The 18883-nt window shown below is 61.8% G+C and carries 20 protein-coding genes; 4 read left to right on the top strand and 16 right to left on the bottom strand.

Annotated features, from left to right (window positions below; all coding sequences use genetic code 11):
* Positions 1-78 precede the first annotated feature (78 nt).
* Both L4923_RS26415 and L4923_RS26410 read right to left on the bottom strand, forming a co-directional pair.
* Positions 79-744, bottom strand: a complete 666-nt coding sequence (locus L4923_RS26415) for a 3-oxoacid CoA-transferase subunit B (protein ID WP_239370091.1) — start codon at positions 742-744, stop codon at positions 79-81.
* Positions 741-1463: a 3-oxoacid CoA-transferase subunit A gene (locus L4923_RS26410; protein WP_239370090.1), complete on the bottom strand. Its 723-nt coding sequence runs from the start codon at positions 1461-1463 to the stop codon at positions 741-743. Before L4923_RS26410 ends, L4923_RS26415 begins: the two co-directional genes overlap by 4 nt.
* A 123-nt stretch (positions 1464-1586) precedes the next feature.
* Between L4923_RS26410 and L4923_RS26405 the strand changes: the two genes are divergently transcribed.
* Positions 1587-2348 carry an IclR family transcriptional regulator gene (locus L4923_RS26405; RefSeq protein ID WP_239370089.1) on the top strand — a complete coding sequence of 254 codons (762 nt, stop codon included), beginning with the start codon at positions 1587-1589 and terminating at the stop codon, positions 2346-2348.
* Between the two features lie 20 nt (positions 2349-2368).
* On the opposite strand, the gene L4923_RS26400 is transcribed toward L4923_RS26405, so the two are convergent.
* From L4923_RS26400 to L4923_RS26375, 6 genes are all read right to left on the bottom strand, one after another.
* Positions 2369-3235 carry a carbohydrate ABC transporter permease gene (locus L4923_RS26400; RefSeq protein WP_239370088.1) on the bottom strand — a complete coding sequence of 289 codons (867 nt, stop codon included), beginning with the start codon at positions 3233-3235 and terminating at the stop codon, positions 2369-2371.
* Entirely contained in the window at positions 3232-4128 is an 897-nt protein-coding gene (locus tag L4923_RS26395) for a carbohydrate ABC transporter permease (protein ID WP_239370087.1), read from the bottom strand. The genes L4923_RS26400 and L4923_RS26395 overlap by 4 nt, the downstream gene beginning before the upstream one ends.
* A complete protein-coding gene (locus tag L4923_RS26390) occupies positions 4125-5243 on the bottom strand; it encodes an ABC transporter ATP-binding protein (protein WP_239370086.1) in 1119 nt (372 codons plus the stop codon). The genes L4923_RS26395 and L4923_RS26390 overlap by 4 nt, the downstream gene beginning before the upstream one ends.
* 126 nt (positions 5244-5369) lie before the next feature.
* Positions 5370-6629, bottom strand: a complete 1260-nt coding sequence (locus tag L4923_RS26385; RefSeq protein ID WP_425531016.1) for an ABC transporter substrate-binding protein — start codon at positions 6627-6629, stop codon at positions 5370-5372.
* 45 nt (positions 6630-6674) lie between these two features.
* Complete coding sequence (locus L4923_RS26380; protein WP_239370084.1) at positions 6675-7616, bottom strand: carbohydrate kinase family protein; 942 nt, start codon at positions 7614-7616, stop codon at positions 6675-6677.
* On the bottom strand, positions 7616-8998 hold the full coding sequence (locus tag L4923_RS26375) for a family 4 glycosyl hydrolase (protein WP_239370083.1): 1383 nt from the start codon (positions 8996-8998) through the stop codon (positions 7616-7618). Before L4923_RS26375 ends, L4923_RS26380 begins: the two co-directional genes overlap by 1 nt.
* A gap of 160 nt (positions 8999-9158) precedes the next feature.
* On the opposite strand from L4923_RS26375, the gene L4923_RS26370 reads away from it, so the two are divergent.
* Positions 9159-9905: a GntR family transcriptional regulator gene (locus tag L4923_RS26370; RefSeq protein ID WP_239370082.1), complete on the top strand. Its 747-nt coding sequence runs from the start codon at positions 9159-9161 to the stop codon at positions 9903-9905.
* 9 nt (positions 9906-9914) lie between these two features.
* On the opposite strand, the gene L4923_RS26365 is transcribed toward L4923_RS26370, so the two are convergent.
* Genes L4923_RS26365 through L4923_RS26350 form a run of 4 tightly spaced genes read right to left on the bottom strand, consistent with a single transcriptional unit; the run spans position 9915 to position 13649 of the window.
* Entirely contained in the window at positions 9915-10670 is a 756-nt protein-coding gene (locus tag L4923_RS26365; protein ID WP_239370081.1) for an ABC transporter permease, read from the bottom strand.
* Positions 10671-10672: 2 nt separating this feature from the next.
* On the bottom strand, positions 10673-11383 hold the full coding sequence (locus L4923_RS26360) for an ABC transporter permease (protein ID WP_239370080.1): 711 nt from the start codon (positions 11381-11383) through the stop codon (positions 10673-10675).
* Between the two features lie 6 nt (positions 11384-11389).
* On the bottom strand, positions 11390-12220 hold the full coding sequence (locus L4923_RS26355) for a transporter substrate-binding domain-containing protein (RefSeq protein WP_239370079.1): 831 nt from the start codon (positions 12218-12220) through the stop codon (positions 11390-11392).
* Positions 12221-12251: 31 nt separating this feature from the next.
* Complete coding sequence (locus L4923_RS26350) at positions 12252-13649, bottom strand: M20 family metallopeptidase (protein WP_239370078.1); 1398 nt, start codon at positions 13647-13649, stop codon at positions 12252-12254.
* Positions 13650-13752: 103 nt separating this feature from the next.
* Here L4923_RS26350 and L4923_RS26345 point away from each other — a divergent pair, with 103 nt between their 5' ends.
* Positions 13753-14664: a LysR substrate-binding domain-containing protein gene (locus L4923_RS26345; RefSeq protein ID WP_239370077.1), complete on the top strand. Its 912-nt coding sequence runs from the start codon at positions 13753-13755 to the stop codon at positions 14662-14664.
* A 42-nt stretch (positions 14665-14706) separates the two neighbouring features.
* Entirely contained in the window at positions 14707-15633 is a 927-nt protein-coding gene (locus L4923_RS26340) for a cation diffusion facilitator family transporter (protein ID WP_239370076.1), read from the top strand.
* A gap of 14 nt (positions 15634-15647) precedes the next feature.
* Here the strand turns inward: L4923_RS26340 and L4923_RS26335 are convergent, their stop codons facing one another.
* From L4923_RS26335 to L4923_RS26320, 4 genes are read right to left on the bottom strand one after another with little or no spacing between them, the layout of a single operon-like run.
* Positions 15648-16469, bottom strand: a complete 822-nt coding sequence (locus L4923_RS26335; protein WP_239370075.1) for an aspartate dehydrogenase — start codon at positions 16467-16469, stop codon at positions 15648-15650.
* Positions 16456-17157 carry an ABC transporter ATP-binding protein gene (locus L4923_RS26330; protein ID WP_239370074.1) on the bottom strand — a complete coding sequence of 234 codons (702 nt, stop codon included), beginning with the start codon at positions 17155-17157 and terminating at the stop codon, positions 16456-16458. The genes L4923_RS26335 and L4923_RS26330 overlap by 14 nt, the downstream gene beginning before the upstream one ends.
* A complete protein-coding gene (locus L4923_RS26325) occupies positions 17151-17909 on the bottom strand; it encodes an ABC transporter ATP-binding protein (protein WP_239370073.1) in 759 nt (252 codons plus the stop codon). Before L4923_RS26325 ends, L4923_RS26330 begins: the two co-directional genes overlap by 7 nt.
* Positions 17909-18838, bottom strand: coding sequence for a branched-chain amino acid ABC transporter permease (locus tag L4923_RS26320; protein WP_239370093.1), 930 nt, complete (start codon positions 18836-18838; stop codon positions 17909-17911). Before L4923_RS26320 ends, L4923_RS26325 begins: the two co-directional genes overlap by 1 nt.
* Positions 18839-18883: the final 45 nt, after the last annotated feature.

The following is an 18883-nucleotide window of genomic DNA, read 5'->3' as shown; positions in this document are numbered from 1 at the left end:
GCACGAACCGAGGCAAGCACTCCGCCAAACCGGCCGATCGGCGTGCGAACATAGTCGCAGATATAGGCTTCGCTCATCTTAGACTTCCGGAACGTTAAGGTTGATGATTCCGCCCTCGACCAGCAACTCGGCACCGGTGAGTGCCTGCAATTCGTCGAGGCTGAGAGTTGGCAGCTTTTCCCGCAGCACGAACCGCGCATTCACGATATCGATGACGGCGAGGCTGGTGTAAACGCGCGTCACGCAGCCCACGCCGGTCAGCGGCAAGCTGCAGCGCTTGACCAGCTTGGGCTTGCCGTCCTTGGTAACATGGTCGGTGATGACCGCGACGCGCTTGGCGCCATGCACCAGATCCATGGCGCCGCCAACCGCCGGCACCCCTTTGGGGCCGGTGCTCCAATTGGCGAGATCGCCGGTTTCGGCTACCTCATAGGCGCCGAGGATCGCCACATCGAGATGACCGCCACGCACCATGGCGAAGCTGTCAGCGTGGTGGAAGAACGCCGCCCCCGGCTTCAACGTCACCGCCTTCTTGCCGGCATTGATCAGGTCCCAATCCTCTTCGCCGGCCGGAGGTGCCTCGCCGAAATTGAGGATACCGTTTTCGGTGTGGAAGATCGCTGCGCGTCCGGACGGTTGGAACTGCGCCACCATTTCCGGAAAGCCGATGCCGAGATTGACATAGGCACCGTCTTCGATGTCCTGCGCCGCCCGCCAGGCGATCTGGGCGTTGGTGAGTTTCATGCGTATTCCACCCCTTGCCTGATCAGCGCTTCTTCCTGCGCGGCTTCAGCGACCTTGACGACGTGGTCGACGAAAATACCAGGCGTCACCACATGCTCGGGATCGATGTCGCCAGGCTCGACGATGGCATGCGCCTGCACCACGGTGGTGCGTGCCGCCATTGCCATCAAAGGCGAGAAGTTGCGTGCCGCCTTGCGGTAGGTGAGATTGCCATGATTGTCGGCCAACTCGGCCTTGATCAGGGCCACATCGGCCTTCAGCCAGCGCTCCTGCACGTAGCTGCGGCCTTCGAACTCGGCGACCGGCTTGCCGGCAGCGAGTTCGGTGCCGTAGCTCGTGGGCGTGTAGAATGCCGGAATGCCGGCACCACCGGCGCGAATGCGCTCGGCGAGCGTTCCCTGCGGCACCAGCTCGAGTTCGATCTCACCCGCCAGATACTTCTCGGTGAAAGCGCGCGGATCCGACGAACGCGGGAACGAACACACCATCTTGGCCACCATGCCTTCATCGATCATGGCGGCGATGCCGATGCGACCATTGCCGGCGTTGTTGTTGATCACGGTCAGCCGACCCGGGCTTCCGGTCGCTCGAAAACGGTCGATGAGTGCGTGGATAAGCTCGATCGGCGCACCCGCACCGCCGAAGCCGCCGATCATCACGGTCGCGCCGTCCTCGACGACGGCCACCGCCTCGGCAAGGTTGGCCACTATCTTGTCCATGCTGTCCTCCCTGCATCCGGGTGAATTCAGTATGCGACAAAGAACGGTTCCTTCAATCCAGTTTGTGCGATATCATTCTTTTGTTGACTATTCGCACAAACTGATACGCACGGAAGTGAAGCGATGTCTCTCCTGGAACGCGATATCATGGGCGGCCTGGCCAAGGGCTTGTCGGTCATCGAGACCTTCACGGCCGAGCGCCCGCGGCAATCGATATCGGAGGTCTCCGTCGCGTCAGGACTCGACCGGGCTACCGCGCGGCGCTGCCTACTGACCTTGGCCCACCTCGGCCATGCCGACTATGACGGCAAGTTTTTCACCCTGACGCCGCGCGTGCTGCGGCTTGGCACGGCCTGCCTCGCCACCATGCCGCTTCCGCAGCTGGTGCAGCCCTTGCTCGACCGCCTGTCCGAACAGATCGGCGAGAGTTCCTCGGTTTCGATCCTCGACGGGACCGACATCGTCTATGTGGCGCGTGCCGCACAAAGGAAGGTGATGTCGATCGGCCTCATGCCGGGTTCCCGCCTGCCCGCCTATTGCACCTCGATGGGCCGGGTTCTACTTGCCGCCCTGCCCGAAACCGCGGCAACAGAAATCCTAACCCAGACATCATTGCTGGCCCGAACCCCGCGAACGCTGACCGATCCGAAAGCACTCGTCGCGGAGTTCGAACGCGTCAGGTTGCAAGGTCACGCGATCGTCGACCAGGAGGTCGAACTCGGGCTGCGCTCGATCGCCATCCCACTTTACAATTCGCGCGGCCAGACGGTCGCGGCGATGAATGTTGGCCTCGCAGCATCACGGGCAGAGACCGATGAAATGGCGCGGCTTTATCTTCCCGCGATGACTGGCGTCCAGGTAGAACTGCGCAAACTGATGCGGTAGCCGTCATATGAAGTTCGTCGTCACCCCTTGACGGCACCAGCCGTCAGTCCGGCGACGATCTTGCGCTGGAAGAACAGCACCAGGACGATCAGCGGCAAGGTAACGGTGACCGACGCGGCCATGATCGGACCGAACGGATATTCATAACGCGAATTGCCGGCCAGGAGCCCGATCGCCACGGGCACGGTGCGGCTTCCCTCCGTCAAGGTGAAGGTGAGTGCGAAAAGGAACTCGTTCCAGGCGAGGATGAAGGCAAGCAGGCCGGTGCTGACGAGGGCCGGCCCCATCAGCGGCAACAGGATGCTGGTGAGGATGCGCCAATGCGAGCACCCGTCCATGATCGCCGCCTCCTCCAGTTCGCGCGGGAATTCGCGGATGAAACTGGTCAGCACCCAGGTGGTGAAGGGCAGCGTGAAGATGAGATAGGCGAAGACCAGCGACCAGACGCGGTTATAAAGGCCAAACCAGCGGATCAGTTCGAACATCCCTGACAGCACGACCACCTGCGGGAAGATCGAGATCATCAGCACGGTCAAAAGCAGCGAGCGTCGCTCCGGGAAATTGAGACGGCCGAGCGCATAGGCGGCAAGCGTGCCCAAGCCCAGCGACAGTGCAGTCGTTGCGATGGCGACGCAGAGCGAGTTGAGGATCGACGTCGCGAAATTCGCGTCGCGGAACAGCTCCTTGTAGTGCCTGAAATCCAGTGCCGGCAGCAGCACCGAATTGTAGAGTTCCGCCCCCTGCTTGGTCGATGAGACGATCGCCCAGTAGTAAGGGAACAGCACGTAGAACAGCAGCAGCGCGGTGAGGCAACCGAGCGCGAACTGACGTACCCTTCGCATGGCCCTATAGTAGGCGGCCGAGCGCCGTTTGATACGCATGCTCATCGTTCCGCCGCTCCCGAGCGATCAAGCCGCATCGCACCGACGATGAAGATCGCCACGAGGGCAATCAACAGGAACACCATGGTCGACGCGGCGGAACCGACGCCAAGTTCCTGGTTGTTGATCAGCCGGTCACGTGCATAGATCGACATCGTCATGGCATTGACGTTGGCGCCGGCCAGCACATAGGCGAGGTCGAACATCCGCAAGGCGTCGAGCACGCGAAACAGCACCGCGACACCGATGGTCGGCGCAAGCAACGGCAAGGTGATCGACCACAGGCGTTTCCACCATGGAATGCCGTCGACTTCCGCCGCCTCGAAGATCTCCTCCGGCAATATCTGCAGGCCGGCGAGGATCAGCAGCACCATGAAGGGGGTGGTCATCCAGACATCGATGAAGATGACGACGCCGAGCAGCAGTGAACCGTTCGCGACCCAGGCGACGCCATGATCGGCGAGGCCCAATCCGACGATGGCGCGATTGACCACACCGAACTGATCGTTGAGCATCCATTCCCAGATCTTGGTAGAGACAACCACCGGCATCGCCCATGGCACCAGGATCGCGGCACGCACCAGTCCACGCCCAGGGATGGCACCATGCAACAGGAGCGCGATTGCCAATCCGAGCACGGTTTCGATGGCGACGGAGATCGCAGTGAAGATCGCCGTGTTACGGACTGCCCGCCACCAAACCGGATCACCGGCCACATCGACGAAATTGCGGAAGCCAATCAGCACATGATTGGCGCTGTCGTCGAGATAGGCGTCAGTGAACGAGAAATAGAGCGTGCGTGCCAGCGGCCAGCCGGCCACCAGGATCAGGACGGCAATCAGCGGCGCGACGAACAGCAGTCCCGAAAAATGCTCCCGCCGCTCCAGCTTCGTCCTCACGCCCGCACCCCGTTGGCCACGGCGGAACGCTCATGGCTCAGGGAATGGTCGAGCCGGTGGCCGTTCTTATCGAAGAGGAAGAGATCTTCGAAACGCCAGTCGAGGCCGATCGATGTGCCGAGAGCGTTCTTGCCCAAGGAATTCGACAGCCGGACAGACCAGGCGACGTCGGGCGCGATGCGTATATAAGCGAGGTGCTCATGGCCGAGGTCTTCCAGGCGCTCGAGCGTGCCGGTGACCTTGCCCTGTCCCTGCGTGGCGATCGACAAGGCTTCCGGCCGGATGCCGATTTCAGCCGGCACCCCGGGTGCCGACAAAGACACATCAAACGACAGGCTTCCAGGTCCTTGCATGTGGCAATCAGAGCTCGAGGCGTTTGCCGAAACAGCCATGAAATTCATGCGCGGGCTGCCGATGAAGCCGGCAACGAAACGGTTCTGCGGTGCATGATAAAGTTGCTGGGGCGTGCCGATCTGCTCGATGCGCCCCCTGTTCAGGACGACGATGCGGTCAGCCAGGGTCATCGCCTCGACCTGGTCATGCGTGACATAGATCATCGTCGCTGCCAGATTGGCATGCAGTTTGGCGATCTCCATGCGCATTTCCATGCGCAGATCCGAATCCAGGTTGGACAGCGGTTCGTCGAACAGGAACACCTCGGGTTGGCGCACCAGCGCGCGGCCGATGGCAACCCGCTGCCGCTGGCCGCCGGAGAGTTCGCGCGGACGGCGCGCCAACAGATGATCGATCTTCAGCGTCGCCGCGACCTCTGCCACCTTGGCGTCTATCTCCTGCCGCGACAGCCCGAGCGTCTCGAGCGCAAAGCCGATGTTGCGGGCGATTGTCATATGCGGATAGAGCGCATAGCTCTGGAAAACGAAGGCGATACCGCGTTTTGAAGCAGGGATGTCCGTTACCACCTCGCCATCGATGACGATATCGCCGGCGCCAACCGGCACCAGCCCGGCGATCAGGCGAAGCAGGGTCGACTTGCCGCAACCCGATGGACCTACGAAGACCACAAGTTCACCATCGGCGATTTCGAGATTGACGTCGGTGATGACCGGAACGTGGCCAAACGACTTGGACACTGACCGCAAGGCAACTGATGCCATGGCATCCTCTGGCTAGAGCATGATCCCAAAAGGCTTCAGACTTTTCGGAAAGATCATGCTTAAAAAACGAGCTGGAAGGCAGGTCGACGACTCCGGTGTCCCAAGAAACCGGAGCCGTCGTCGAAATTAGCGGCTTTCCTTCAGCCTCTCCAGCCGACCGGCAAGGTCGGCCAGCGTTTTGTCCACATCCGCGCCATCCGCCAGGATCTCGTGCACGGCGCGATAGAAGGCCTGGGACACGCGATTATAGCTCGACCCGGTATAGCCTGACGGACGTGCCACCGAACCGTCGAAGGCCGCCTGCGCATCGGCAAGGAAGGGCAGTTTCGCCAGCACCTCCTTGTCGCTGTAGAGCGACTTCTGTGTCGGGTTGTAGGCTCCTTCGATGGCGCGCATCTTCTGCACTTCGGGCCCGACGAGATAGCGCAGCAGTTCGGTCGCGAGTTCGGGCTTGGCCGTATATTTCGAAATGCCGAGATACATCGGGCCAAGGCATCCGCTCGACTTCTGGCCATCGGCACCGACGGGCAGCGCCATCATGCCGACCTTGCCGGCGACCTTGGAGCCATCGGCTTGCGACGTGCCCCAGACGTAGGGCCAGTTGCGATGGAAGACGGCATTGCCCGCCTCGAACACGGCGCGCGAGGTTTCTTCGTCATAGCCGAGCACGCCTTCGGGGCTGATCGTCTTGACCCAGCCCTTGGCGCGCGTTAGCGCCTTGGCTGCTTCAGGGTTGTTGATCGTGACCTTGCCGTCGGGTTCGATGATGGTGCCGCCGCCGCCGGAAGCGATCCATTCGATCGCGTCGCAAGTCAGGCCCTCATAGCTTTTGCCTTGCCAGGTGAAGCCCCAGAGATCCGGACTGCCGGCGGCGCGTTCCTTATCCTGGATGAACTTGGCCGTTTCGGTCAGCTCGTCCCAGGTCTTCGGCGGCTGCTTGCCGTATTTCTCGAGCAGATCCTTGCGGTAGTACATCAGCCCGGTGTCCATGTACCAGGGCAGCGCCACCAGCCGGCCATCCTGCGTCGTGGCCGCATCGATGGTCGACTGGAAATGCTGCGACACTTCCTCGGCCGGAACCAAAGGCTTGAGGTCCAGCATGTTGCGCTGGAGCATGCCGATCCAGATCACGTCGATGAACAGCACGTCGGCGTCAGTGGACTGGGCCGCCAGAAGCTGCTGATAGATCGGAATGGCGTCGTCGAGCAGTGCCGGCATCTTGGTGATCTTCACCTCGTTGCCGGTCTTTTCCTTGAAGCCGGCAGCCGCCTTGGCGCAAAGTTCATATTCGCTGGCGCCGCAGAACATGGAAACGCTGTCCGCCCAAGCGGGTGACGCCGCTGCGGAGAAAAGCATGGCCGCGCCGAGCGCGATGGATCTCATCATCATTATCTTTGTTCCCTCTGTTGCTTCGGATGATCTCGGTGAGTGTTACCGCGCCTGTCTCTCCTTCCCGTCCTGCGAAACATGCGCGAGCAGATCGGCTTCGTGCGGCAAGGCGCGACCGCCATAGTCAGTGGTGGACAGCGAACCGCAGATGACGGCGTAGCGGAGCGCCTCCTCGAACGGCGCGCCATGCAGCACGCCATAGATCAGGCCGGCATTGAAGGAATCACCGGCCCCGGTGGTGTCGACGACCTCGACCTTGGGAGCGGGAACCGTGTAGCGGCGCCCGTCATGGATGGCGATGGCGCCGTTCGCGCCACGCTTGATCACCACCGTCCGAACGTGCTGCGCCAGAACCTCCAGCGCGGTCTCGGCATCCGCCGTTCCGGTAAACTGGACCGCTTCGGTCTCGTTGGGCACGAATATGTCGAGGGCTTGAAGAACGTCGACAACGCCTTCGGCCTCGATGCCGAAATCCAGATGCTGGCATTCGCCGCAGACCAGCACGCCGGCCTGGCGTGCTCCATTGATAAGAGCAAGCCGTTCGGCGTTCCTCGAAAAACCCTGCAGCATCAGCACGCGCGGCCGTGCTGCCGCGACATCGTGCGCCTTGGGATCGCTATCGTGTTCATCGACATAGCTGATGAAACCGCGATCGTGCTGAAAGGAAAAGGCGGCGCTGACCCGGCGTAGCGGACCATCGTGCCATTGGAAAAGCCCTTCATCGATGCCCTCGCGCCGCACCTCGTCCAGAACCATGCGGCTGAAGATGTCGGTGCCGAAACCGCACCACCAGCCGGCCTTCAGGCCCAGCCGTGTCAACGCAAGCGCCGTCGTGTAGCTTGCGCCTGGCAGGTCGTCGAAGCTCTTTGCCCAGATGTCGGCTCCCAAGCGCGGCAGTGTGGGCAGATCGGTGAAGATCAGGTCGTAGTAATATTCGCCCACAACCATCACGTCATAACGATTGGCCGGCGCGGGTTCCGTCATCAGCGCCACTCGCCGACATAGGCGGCATGCGCCTTGAGATATTCGTCCACCAAGGGCTCGGCGCGCGAATAGGACAGCACAAGCGGATGCGCCACCAGTGCCTCCACCGCGATATCGCGGCGCCGTTCGCGTATGGCCGCAACCGCAAGCCGTTCGTAATGCTTCACGTTCTGGACGAGTTGCGACTGCGCTTCGGGCATCGCCCCGATCTTCGTGGGGCGCACGCCGTCCTTGTCGATGATGCAGCTCACTTCCACCACGTCATCCGCGCGCAACCCGTCGATGGCATCGCCGTTTCGAATGTTGAGCCCGCTGTAGCAAGGCACACCGGTCTGCAGCGCATCGACAAGATTGAGAGCCACACCGGCATAGCCTTCACCCTCGTGACCGGTCGACTCTTCCGGCAGGCCGCTGGTCTGATCGGCCTCTTCCATGCTTGGCGCATCTCCGCGAGCATAGTGCATGTAGGTGGCGTTGCGGCGCTGCTCATAGGCGAAATAGGCAGATAGCGCCTCGTCGGCGTTTTGTGTGACGCCGATCTCCTTCAGCCGGGCCATCAAGGAGCGGTTGAGATCGCGCACTTCCTCGCCGCGCGTCCGCTTGTCGTTCTGCACCGCGGCAATCGCCTTTTCCGCATAGTAGTAATAATAGAGATATTCGTTGATCCACAGGCGATGGCGGCGCACGACCGAAGGTTCGAACATGCGCTGCGAGGTCGAAGCCAGGAATGCATCGTCATCGAGCAGATCTTGCAGGACTTCCTTGCCGTTCACATAGGCAGCCCGCGTGAAAGACAGGTGGTTCAGGCCGAACACCTCCGTGCGAACGTCGTTCTGCGGCACTTGAAAACGGGACGCGACGGCCTCCTGCGCGCCATTCGCGCCGTCGCAGATACCGATGACACGATCGAAGCCGGCATCCTGCAGCGCCTGCGTGACGAGGCCGGCCGGATTGGTGAAATTGAACAGCCACGCATTGGGACTGACCCGCCGCAGCTGCCTTGCATAATCGAGGATGACGGGAATGCTGCGCAGGGCCATGGCAAAGCCACCGGGGCCTGTCGTCTCCTGACCGAGCACCCCGTGGGCAAGCGCGATCCGCTCGTCCTTGATGCGGCCTTCCTCGTCGCCGGGACGCACGGTGGTGACGACATAGGATGCGCCATCCAGCGCCCGCTCGGCATCCGAAGCCGTCGATATGCGCACCCGAGACTGCATACGCACAGCGAGTTCCGAACTCAACGCGCCGAATATCTCCAATTTGTCTGGATTGATGTCGTGCAGGCAGATTTCTGTAAGCCCGCTTTTCTGAGCGCGCCGCAAAGCCGACCCCACGAACAATGGCGCGCGAACGCCCCCGCCACCGATCAAAGTCAGCTTCATCTGTTCCTCATGCATTGCCGTGACAAGCTTATTAGAACTGGATATAACCAGTCCTGTCAATGAACATTTGTTGCTTAACGACAGCCCGGCGTGCCAGAAGATTTTCCGATGCCTTTCAGCCGGCTTGGCGCTCCAGGCATCCGCCAATCGGAGATCATCTTTGAAGGACGCTCGTCCCATCCAGCCACTCGACCGCAACGATCCGGCACCGCTTTACATGCAGGTTCGGCGGCACATCCTGAACCTGATCGAGAACGGACGGCAGCCCCTCAATTCGAAACTCTCTTCGGAACGCGAGCTGGTCGAACTGCTTGGCGTAAGCCGTATCACCGTACGCCAGGCCCTGAAGGATCTGGAACATGACGGCTATATCGCCAGCCATCCCGGCAAGGGCTTCTACGTCACCGGTGGCAAGACCAAGCCTTTCGAGCTCGATCTTCTGAAGAGCTTCACCTCGACGGCGATCACCACGAACCGCAAACCGGGAAGCCGGCTGATCGAAGGATGGGTCGGCAAGGCCGACCGCGAGATAACGCGGCCGCTGTTCCTGCCGGACGGCGCCGATGTCGTCTATCTGCGCCGCCTGCGCTTTCTCGACGATGTGCCGGTCACGGTGCAGGAGGACTGGCTGTCGCCGGCGACAGCTCCCGGCCTGCTCGATCTCGACTGGTCGAGCGGCAACCGCTCACTCTATGGCGAGCTGCGCGAACGTTATTCAGTCATCCCGGTGCGCGGAGAGACAATCGTCAGCGCACGACTGCTGACCAGCGAAGAGGTGAAGCTGCTGCAGGTCGAACCGCCCGCCGCGGCGCTGGTCATCGACCAGATCGCCTATGACACCGACAACAGGCCGGTCAATCTTTCGGTGTCGGTGACGCTGCACCCGCAGGTTCTGTCGCAGGCCTGATGATAGACGCTACTCCGATGCCGCAGCACGCACGGAGTGCTGCTTGACGGACGATGCGCGCCCTCTTCCGGCGAAAAGAGGCTTGCGCTGGTAGCGGGGCGTCAGCCAGCGCTCGATCAGGCGCAGGGCGAAAATCAGCACCATGTTGATCATCAGGTAGATGAGCGCCACCATGCAGAACACTTCGATAACCGCGAAAGTCTGGCTCATCAGGTCCTTGGCGACACCGGTCAGCTCCATCACGGTGATCGTGCAGGCGAGCGACGTCGACTTCAACGTGACGACGATCTCGTTGCTGTAGGCCGGAAGCGCGCGTCGGATCGCGATCGGCATTGTTACCAGCAGGAAGGTCTTGAACGGCGAAAGGCCAAGTGCTCGCGCTGCTTCGATTGCCCCCTGAGGGACCGCAGCAAGGCCCCCGCGCATCACCTCGGCCGTATAGGCGCCAGCACAAACGCTCATGGCGATCACCGCGCAGGCAAATGGATCCTTGAGCAGGATCCATACCGGACTGGCGCGCAGCCAGGCAAACTGGCTGACGCCGTAATAGAGAACGAATATCTGCACAAGCAGCGGTACCGAACGGAATGCCAGCACATAGGCCGACGCAACACCTCTAAGGACGCGATAGCGCGAACGCCTTGCCCAGGTAGCAAGCCCGGCAAAGATCAAACCCAAAGGAAGGGTCACGGCCGCAAGCGCCAGCGTAACCCAGATCGCCCCAGCCAGTTCACCTGCCACATGAAGAGCGGTCTCGATATCCATGGTCAGGCCCAGCGCATTCTGATTTCAAGGACGTGGAATGCCCGCGAGGAAATCGCCACCAGCACGAGATAGATGAGCGCCGCCACGCCATAGAAGATGAAGGGCTGACCGGTCGTGCGTCCTGCAACGCCGACAACCCGCATCAGCTCGGCGAGAGAAATCACCGAGAGCAATGTCGTTTCCTTGATCGCCATGATCCAGACGTTGCCGAGACCCGGAAGCGCCAGCCGGAACATCTGCGGAATGATGACGGTCCAGAGCCCGGCGAGCGGACGCAGGCCAAGCGCCGTATAGGCCTCGAACTGCCCGACCGGGATCGCGGCGTGAGCACCACGAAAGACTTCCGAGCTGTAGGCGGCCGAAACGAGCGCCACAGCCATGACGCCAACAGTGAAGGCATCCACTTCGATGTAGCCGGTATAGCCGAAACCGCGCGCCACCCACATCAGCGCGCCATTGGTGCCGAAGAAGAGCAGGAAGATCACCAGCAGCGGCGGCACACCACGCAGCAAAGTCGTGTAGAGGGTCGCCGCTGCGCCGAGCCACCTGTGCTGCCCCAGCTTGGCAAATGCCACGCCGAGCCCCAGGACTAGGCCCAGGGCATAGCCGATGCATGCGCATGCCATCGTTACGCCGAGGCCGATCAGCAGCGGCTTGGTCCAGCCGTCGCCGCCCCAGGCGAACAGGTCAATGATGGAACCGCTCGAGCCCATGCGGGGTCAGACCCCGCACAGCTTGGTATCCGGCTTGGTCGAAACGTCGAAGCCGAACCACTTCTCCGAAATGCTCTTCAGCTCACCCGATGCTTTCAGATCGCACAAAGCCGTATCCCATGCCTTGCGCAAATCCTCAGCATCCTTGCGCATCAGTCCGCCCACACCGACACCGAGATAGTTGAATTGCTCGAAGTCGATGTTGGGGGAAAGGATCTCGATCGGCTCACCCTGCGGGGTCCGCGTCAAAGCGATCCAGGGAGAGCGGCCGGCAACGGCCGCATCGACCCGGCCGGCAAGCAGATCGAGGTTGAGGCTGTCCTGGTTGTCATAGAGCCGGACCGTCACCTCTCCCTTCAGCTCGTTGTCCACGAACTTCTGGCTTTGCGTACCGGACTGCACGCCGATCGTCTTGCCGGCAAGTGCAGACTTCAGGTCCTGCCAGTTTGCCTTGCCGTTCAGGCCGGACGCCTTGGCCGCGGCGAAATTGATCGGCAGGTTGGCGTAACTCTGGGTGAAGGCGAGCCGCTTCTGCCGTTCCGGCGTGATGGCGATACCGCCGACGAGGATATCGTATTTTCCCTGTTCGAGCGCCGGAATCTGCCCTTCCCACGGCTGAGCGGTGAAACGACAGCTGCGCTTCATGCGATCACAGACCTGCTTGGCAAGATCGATCTCAAACCCCGTCAGCTCGCCGGACGGCGTCGTCGATGTCCACGGCAGGTAGCCGCCATCGGTGCCGATGCGGACTTCAGCCTGATCTTGCGCAACCCCCGGTCCGGACAAGACCACGCTGAGTACGAGAGTCGACAATAGGCTCCTGATCGTCTTCTGCATGATTTGGATTCCTCCCCAGTTCTTCATTGGTTTATCGGAGACGTTCTGGCCGTCCCTCTGTGCCAAGGTCCCAGAACAATCCGGCCATGATGGCGAGCCCTTCCTTGACCAGTGGCAGCAGCAGATGCTCGTCCGGAGCGTGCTGCGAGCACCCGGAATAGGAATGCGGCACCCAGATCGTCGGCATGCCGAGGATGTCGGCGAAACAGTCGTTCGGCAGCGAACCGCCGGCATTGGGCAGGATGGTCGGCTCCATCCCGGTTGTCTTCTCGACCGAGGCTGCGGCCCAGCGCATCAGCGGATGTTCCGGATCGAGGCGGGTCGCGCCCCATTCCGATTCCTGCGCCATCGGTTCGATCACCACATTGTGGAAGCCGTTTTCATCCAGGAAGGCGCGGATGGCCGGAAAGAAGCTCGCAGGGTCGACATCCACCGTGTAACGGATCTGCATGCGGGCGCGGGCGTGCGGCGGGATCGCGTTGATCGGCTGCTCGGGTCTTCCCGAAACCATCGCCAGCACTTCGAGCGCGGTCCAGCCGAACACCCGTTCAGACGGGGTCAGGCCGGGTTCCCCCCACCACGGATTGAGCTCCGGACCATTCTCTTCGGTCTCGAGCTCGATCCTGGCGAGAGCAGTTCGCACGCTCTGCGGGATTTCGTTGGGCAGGATGCCGCGGACATTGATGCGGCCGTTCGCAGAGACGAGCGCCGCGATCGCGTTGGCGAGGATGACTGCCGGATTGGCGATCAGGCCGCCCCAGTTGCCGGAGTGGTGGGCGCCAGGTCGCAGGTCGCAAACCAGGTCGAAGTCGGCGGTGCCGCGCGTTCCGCCGTCCAGCGTCGGGCGATGCTGCGCCAGCCGCGGACCGTCGGACGCAATCAGCCAGTCGGCCAGCAATTTGGAACGGTGCTCGGCACAGATTTCGCGAAGCCCTGCCGAGCCCGTCTCTTCCGACGTCTCGATCAACGCGACCGTGTTGAAGCCCAGCTTGCCACGGGTCGCCAGCACGGCCTCCAGCGCAAGCATGACGATGGTGTGCTGGCCCTTGTTGTCCGCGGTGCCACGACCATAGATGCGCTCGCCCTCGACCTTTACCTGCCAAGGGTCACGATTGTTCGACCATGAGCCTTCCATCCCCGCGACGACGTCGCCATGACCGTAGACAAGGAGAGTTGGCAATTCGTCGGATTCGACGCGCCGTGCGATCAGGAGTGGCCCCCCGGTCGGATCCGGATTGTCCACCACCTCGCCGGTAAAGCCGAGCTTGCCGAAATCGCCGTTGATTTCATTGAGGTAGCGATAGCATTCGGGACGCCGCTGAGGATTCTGGCTTTCGGTGGCAATGGCGACACGACGCTGCAGATCGGACAGGAAACGTCCGTCGGAGGCAAAGGACGTGGCAAGGGCGATGGTTTGATTCCGAGACATAATCCTGCTCATTCGAATTCTTGACAGGACGATGTCACGCCAAAGAATATGCGAGCAAACCAAAATTTCTCTCGGTTAGCCCTAATAGGATTAAGCCTAGGCCATGTCACGGCACCTGCCGCCACTTCCCGCCCTGCGCGCGTTCGAAGCCGCTGCGCGCCACTTGAGCTTTGCCCGCGCGGGTGGCGAGCTCGGAGTCACGCCAGGCGCCATCAGCCATCAGATGAAGCAGTTGGAGGACTGGGTCGGCGATCCGCTGTTCGAACGACGCGCCAATGGCGTGCGGCTCACCGAAACGGGCCGCGTCTTTGCGACCCGGCTGGGCGCGATCTTCGACCAGATCACGTCCGCCGCGGTTGCAGCCCGCGCGCCGGGCGGAACGAGCAGCGTCACGGTCCGTTGTCAGTTCTCGCTTGCCTCGAAGTGGCTGGCGCCGCGCATCGGCAGGTTCCGTGCGTTGCATCCTGACATCCAGATCGCTGTGCAGGCGTTGCCGCATCGCTGGAACGCTAACGAGCGCGATCCCGATCTCGCCATCTACCACGGCCGCGGCACCATCCCCGGCGTCCGGCAGGACACACTGATCGGTGGGCGATTGGTCGTCGTGGCTTCGCCCGGTCTCGTCGCAACCCTGCCACCGGCTCCGACACCCGCCGACCTGCTGTCGCGACCATTGATCAAAGTCGATTTTGCGGAACCGGGCTGGCACGACGAAGGGTGGGAGGCTTGGTTTGCCGCGACTGGCTTCGGCCACCTCGAACTGCGCCCATCGCTTTCCTTCAATCTGGTACATTTGGCGATCGAAGCCTGCAGTGCAGGCGCCGGATTTGCGCTTGTGCCGGATTTTATGGTCGAGCAGGAACTGGAAAGCGGGCGTCTGGTGGACGCCTTCGGCATCACGCTGCCGATTCGCCAGCCCTATGTGATGATGACCCCGGAGGCAAGCCTGGCGCGACCGGAGGTAGCCATGCTGCGGAGCTGGCTGCTGGACGAAGGGATCAAATCCGCCGCATAAGCAACTGATGTCTCGGGACGATCTGGCGAAGAGGACGCGGCGATGGACACGGAACAGGGCGTTCTCCGGATATCGATCATCGTCACTTTCGCCTTGGCCGTGATCGGGATCGTTTTCGGCCTCCTGTCCGGATCCTTCGCGATCGTGTTCGACGGAGTCTATGCATTGACCGACGCGACGATGACGATCGTTGCCCTGCTCGTCGCCAATCTGATCGCCTCTTCGACCGCGGTCGGGCCAGCCAAGCGCAAGCTGGTCAAACACTTCACCATGGGCTTCTGGCATCTTGAACCGATGGTGCTCGGCCTCAACGGCATCATGCTGTCAGGCGCGGCCGTCTATGCGCTGATCAACGCAATCGGCAGCATCATGTCCGGCGGACGCGAGCTCAACTTCGATCAGGCCATCATCTATGCGGTGGTAACCCTCGCCGTCACCATCGGCATGGCGATCTACGGCCATCGCGCGAACCGTACCGTCCAGTCGGATTTTGTCGCGCTCGACGCCAAGGCCTGGGTTATGTCCGCATCCCTGACGGCTGCGCTGTTCATGGCCTTCGTCTTTGGCTATCTGGTGCAAGGGACCGACCTGGAATGGACGTCACCCTATGTCGACCCGGTCGTGCTCGCCGTGGTTTGCATCATCATCATCCCGATCCCGCTTGGCACGATCAAGCAGGCACTGGCGGACATCCTTCTGGTCACCCCTGCCGACCTCAAACGGCATGTCGATCAGGTCGCAGAAGAGACGGTCAAGCGTCATGGTTTCCTGTCCTATCGCGCCTACGTCGCCAGGGTCGGCCGTGGCAGGCAGATCGAACTGTTCTTCATCGTGCCGTCGGATTGGCCTGCGAAAAGGCTGCAGGAATGGGACCTCATTCGCGACGAGGTCGGCGAAGCTCTCGGCGACGAGGGACCGGACCGCTGGCTCACCATTGCCTTCACGACCGATCCGGAATGGGCCGACTAAAATAAGATCTGCGCCTAGCGCACTATCGGCGCGACTGCATTTTCGACAAGGCGCACGAGGCTGAGTGCGGTCATTTCCGACGATTTCGGATTGGTGGCCAGGGGTTCGTTCTCGAGTGTCAGGTCGAGCCTGCCGAAGGCGCCGGACGCCTCGACCCTATGGGCGTTGCGGCTGGCAGCCGGGTCTGCCACCAACACCACGCGTGTTCTGTCGAGACCGATACCGGACAGGGCCGAAATCACCGCGACATTCGCGTTCTGTGGGAAGCGGTCAGCGGCCTCGCGCGCGCTTCCCTCGAAGAAGGGGGAAGCGGCTTCAAGCGCCTCTAGGTCGAGCATTGTTTCCGCCGCCGTACCGCGCCAGGCACGTGGCGGCTTGATGATGGTGTGCACAACCTCCTTCAGCGGCAGGATGCTGGCGGCCGTCAGCGCGCCGAGATCACCCAGAGCGCCAGAAGGCATGACGATGCGGCTGCCCGCCTTCTCCGCCACGGAGACAAGCCGCTGAAGCAGCGCATCGTCGCAGAATGCGCTCGTCGACGAAATGATGAAACTGGCGGCACAACGCAATGCCGCCTCGCCCCAGACCGCCACGGCGTCCCGCCCGGCCGCCTCGATCACCATGTCGAGATCGAGCTCCGCCAGTTCGGAAGGCTCGGAGATCAACCGCACACCGGCAGGCAGATCGTCGCGACGACGATTGTGATCGCGCACCGCCACCGCGACGATGTTGACGCCTTGCGGATGGCGTTCAGCAAGAAGCTCGCCAACCCGCCGTGCAATAGCCCCCCAACCGACGAAGCACAGGTTCAGCCGCGGTCGGTCAAAGGCCGACATAACCATGCACCAGTTCAGCATCGCGCGTCAGATCCTGGCTGGTGCCGGACCAGACCGTGCGGCCTTTTTCGAGGATGTAGTGGCGATCGGCCAATCGCTTGAGAACATGCAGGTTCTTGTCGATCAGCAGGATTGATTGCCCCTCCGCCTTCAAGGCTTCGATGCAACTCCAGATCTCGGCACGGATCACCGGCGCCAGGCCTTCCGTCGCCTCATCGAGGATGAGTAGTTTTGGATTGGTCATCAGTGCGCGGCTGACCACCAGCATCTGCTGTTCTCCGCCCGACAACGTTCCGGCAGACTGGCTTGCCCGCTCGCGCAGGCGCGGAAACAGGGTATAGATGCGCTCCAAGGTCCACGGGTTCTTGCGCCCGAGCCGATTGGCTGCCGTTGCAACCAGGTTCTCGCGAACCGTCAGCGTCGGGAAGGTATGGCGCCCCTCAGGCACCAGCCCGACACCGAGCCGCGCCACTCTTTCAGGCGTGGCCCCCAGCACGTTCTGGCCGCTGAACTGCAGCTCGCCGGCAAGCGGCTTCACCAGCCCCATGATGGATTTGACGGTCGTGGTTTTGCCCATGCCGTTGCGGCCGAGAAGTGTGACGACCTCGCCATCGCCGATCTCCAGCGCCACGTCGAACAGAACCTGGCTCGGTCCATAGGCTGACTGCAGCTTTGCAACCTTCAGCACAGCTCATCCCCTTCTCCCAGATAGGCGGTGCGCACTTCCGGATTCTGCCGGATTTCGTCAACGCTGCCGCTGGCGATGACGCGACCGTAGACCAGCACCGATATTCGATCCGCGAGCGCAAAAACCGCGTCCATGTCATGTTCGACGAGGAGCATGGAAACCTGGTTCTTCAGCCCACGCAGGGTTTTTATCATCTGCTGGCTTTCGGCATGGCCGAGACCTGCCATCGGCTCGTCGAGCAACAGGAGCCGGGGCTGCGTTGCAAGCGCAATAGCCAGTTCCAGCTGTTTCTGTTCGCCATGCGAAAGATTGGCGACCAGCTCGTTCTCGCGCGGTTCCAGCCCGGTGCCGGTCAGGAAGGTGGAAGCCTCGTCCCGTAGCGAGCGATCGGAGCGGACGTTCTTCCAGAACCGGAAGGAATGTCCCTGCCGCACCTGCACCGCCAGTGCGATATTGTCGAGCACGGTATAGTCGGGAAGCAGGCAGGTGATCTGGAATGTGCGGGCCAGCCCCAGCCCAACGCGCCGGGCAGTCGGCAGGGCATCCAGCGACTGCCCGGCGAGTTCAACGGTTCCCTCATTCGGTTTGAGTTCACCCATCAACTGCGAGATCAGCGTCGTCTTGCCGGCACCGTTCGGCCCGATCAGCGCGTGGATTTCCCCCGGCTGGACCGTCAGGTCGACATGGTCGGTCGCAAGCAACCCGCCGAAGCGTTTGACCAGCCCGCGCACATTGAGGATGGGCTGGGCCATCAGCGTTTCCCCATCAGACGCGAGACGAGTGCCTGCACCCCACCATGTGTGTAAAGCACCACGAACAGCAGGATGAAGCCGAGCGCCAGCTGCCAGTTTTCTGTCCATGCCGCCAGGGTGGTTTCCAAGACGATGAACACCGCGGCACCGATCAATGGGCCAAACAAAGTGCCGACCCCACCGAGAATGACCATGACCATGAGTTCACCAGACTTCGTCCAGTGCATCATGTCCGGGCTGGCGAAACGCAGGAAATTCGCCATCAACGCACCGGCAAGCCCGCAGCCCATGCCGGAAATGATGAACGCCATCAGCCTGTATCGGTAAGCTGGCAGGCCGATCGCCGCCATGCGCTTCTCGCTCTGGCGCAGGCCGACCAGCACATTGCCGAAGCGCGAATTCACGATGCGCCACAACAGCGCAAAGAATACCGCGGTGATGAACAGGCAGACATAATAAACAGTCTGCTTGTCCCGCATGTTCAGGCCCGGCAATTCGTTGGTCCGGCGAATGATCAGGCCATCGTCGCCGCCATAGGTCTTCAGCGACACGAACAGGAAGAACAGCATCTGCGCGAAGGCGAGCGTGATCATGATGAACTGCACACCGCCGGTGCGCAGCGACAATGCACCGATTGCAGCAGCAGCAAGGCCGGAGATCAGGATCGCTACCGGCAGCGTGATCAGCATCTGGTTCGTACCCGGAATGAAGCCGAAGAGAGGCTCCTCAAGCGAATAGTGCTGGTAGAGGATGCCGACGACATAGCCGCCAATGCCGAAGAAGGCGGCGTGGCCGAAGCTGACCAATCCACCGTAGCCGAGCACCAAGTTGAGGCTGGCCGCTGCGATCCCATAAATCAGGATGCGCGTTGCAAGCGAGGTGAGTGCCGAATACCCGGTCGCATCCGCAATCAGCGGCAAGGCGATCATCACGATCAGAACGGCTGCGAGCAGTGCGGGGCGCTTGAAGGAATT

Origin of the sequence: Terribium retamae, from assembly GCF_022347545.1 — a bacterium.
GTDB lineage: Bacteria > Pseudomonadota > Alphaproteobacteria > Rhizobiales > Rhizobiaceae > Mesorhizobium > Mesorhizobium retamae.
Note: the sequence above shows the minus strand (reverse complement) of the source record. Positions and strands in the feature narration are given on the sequence as shown.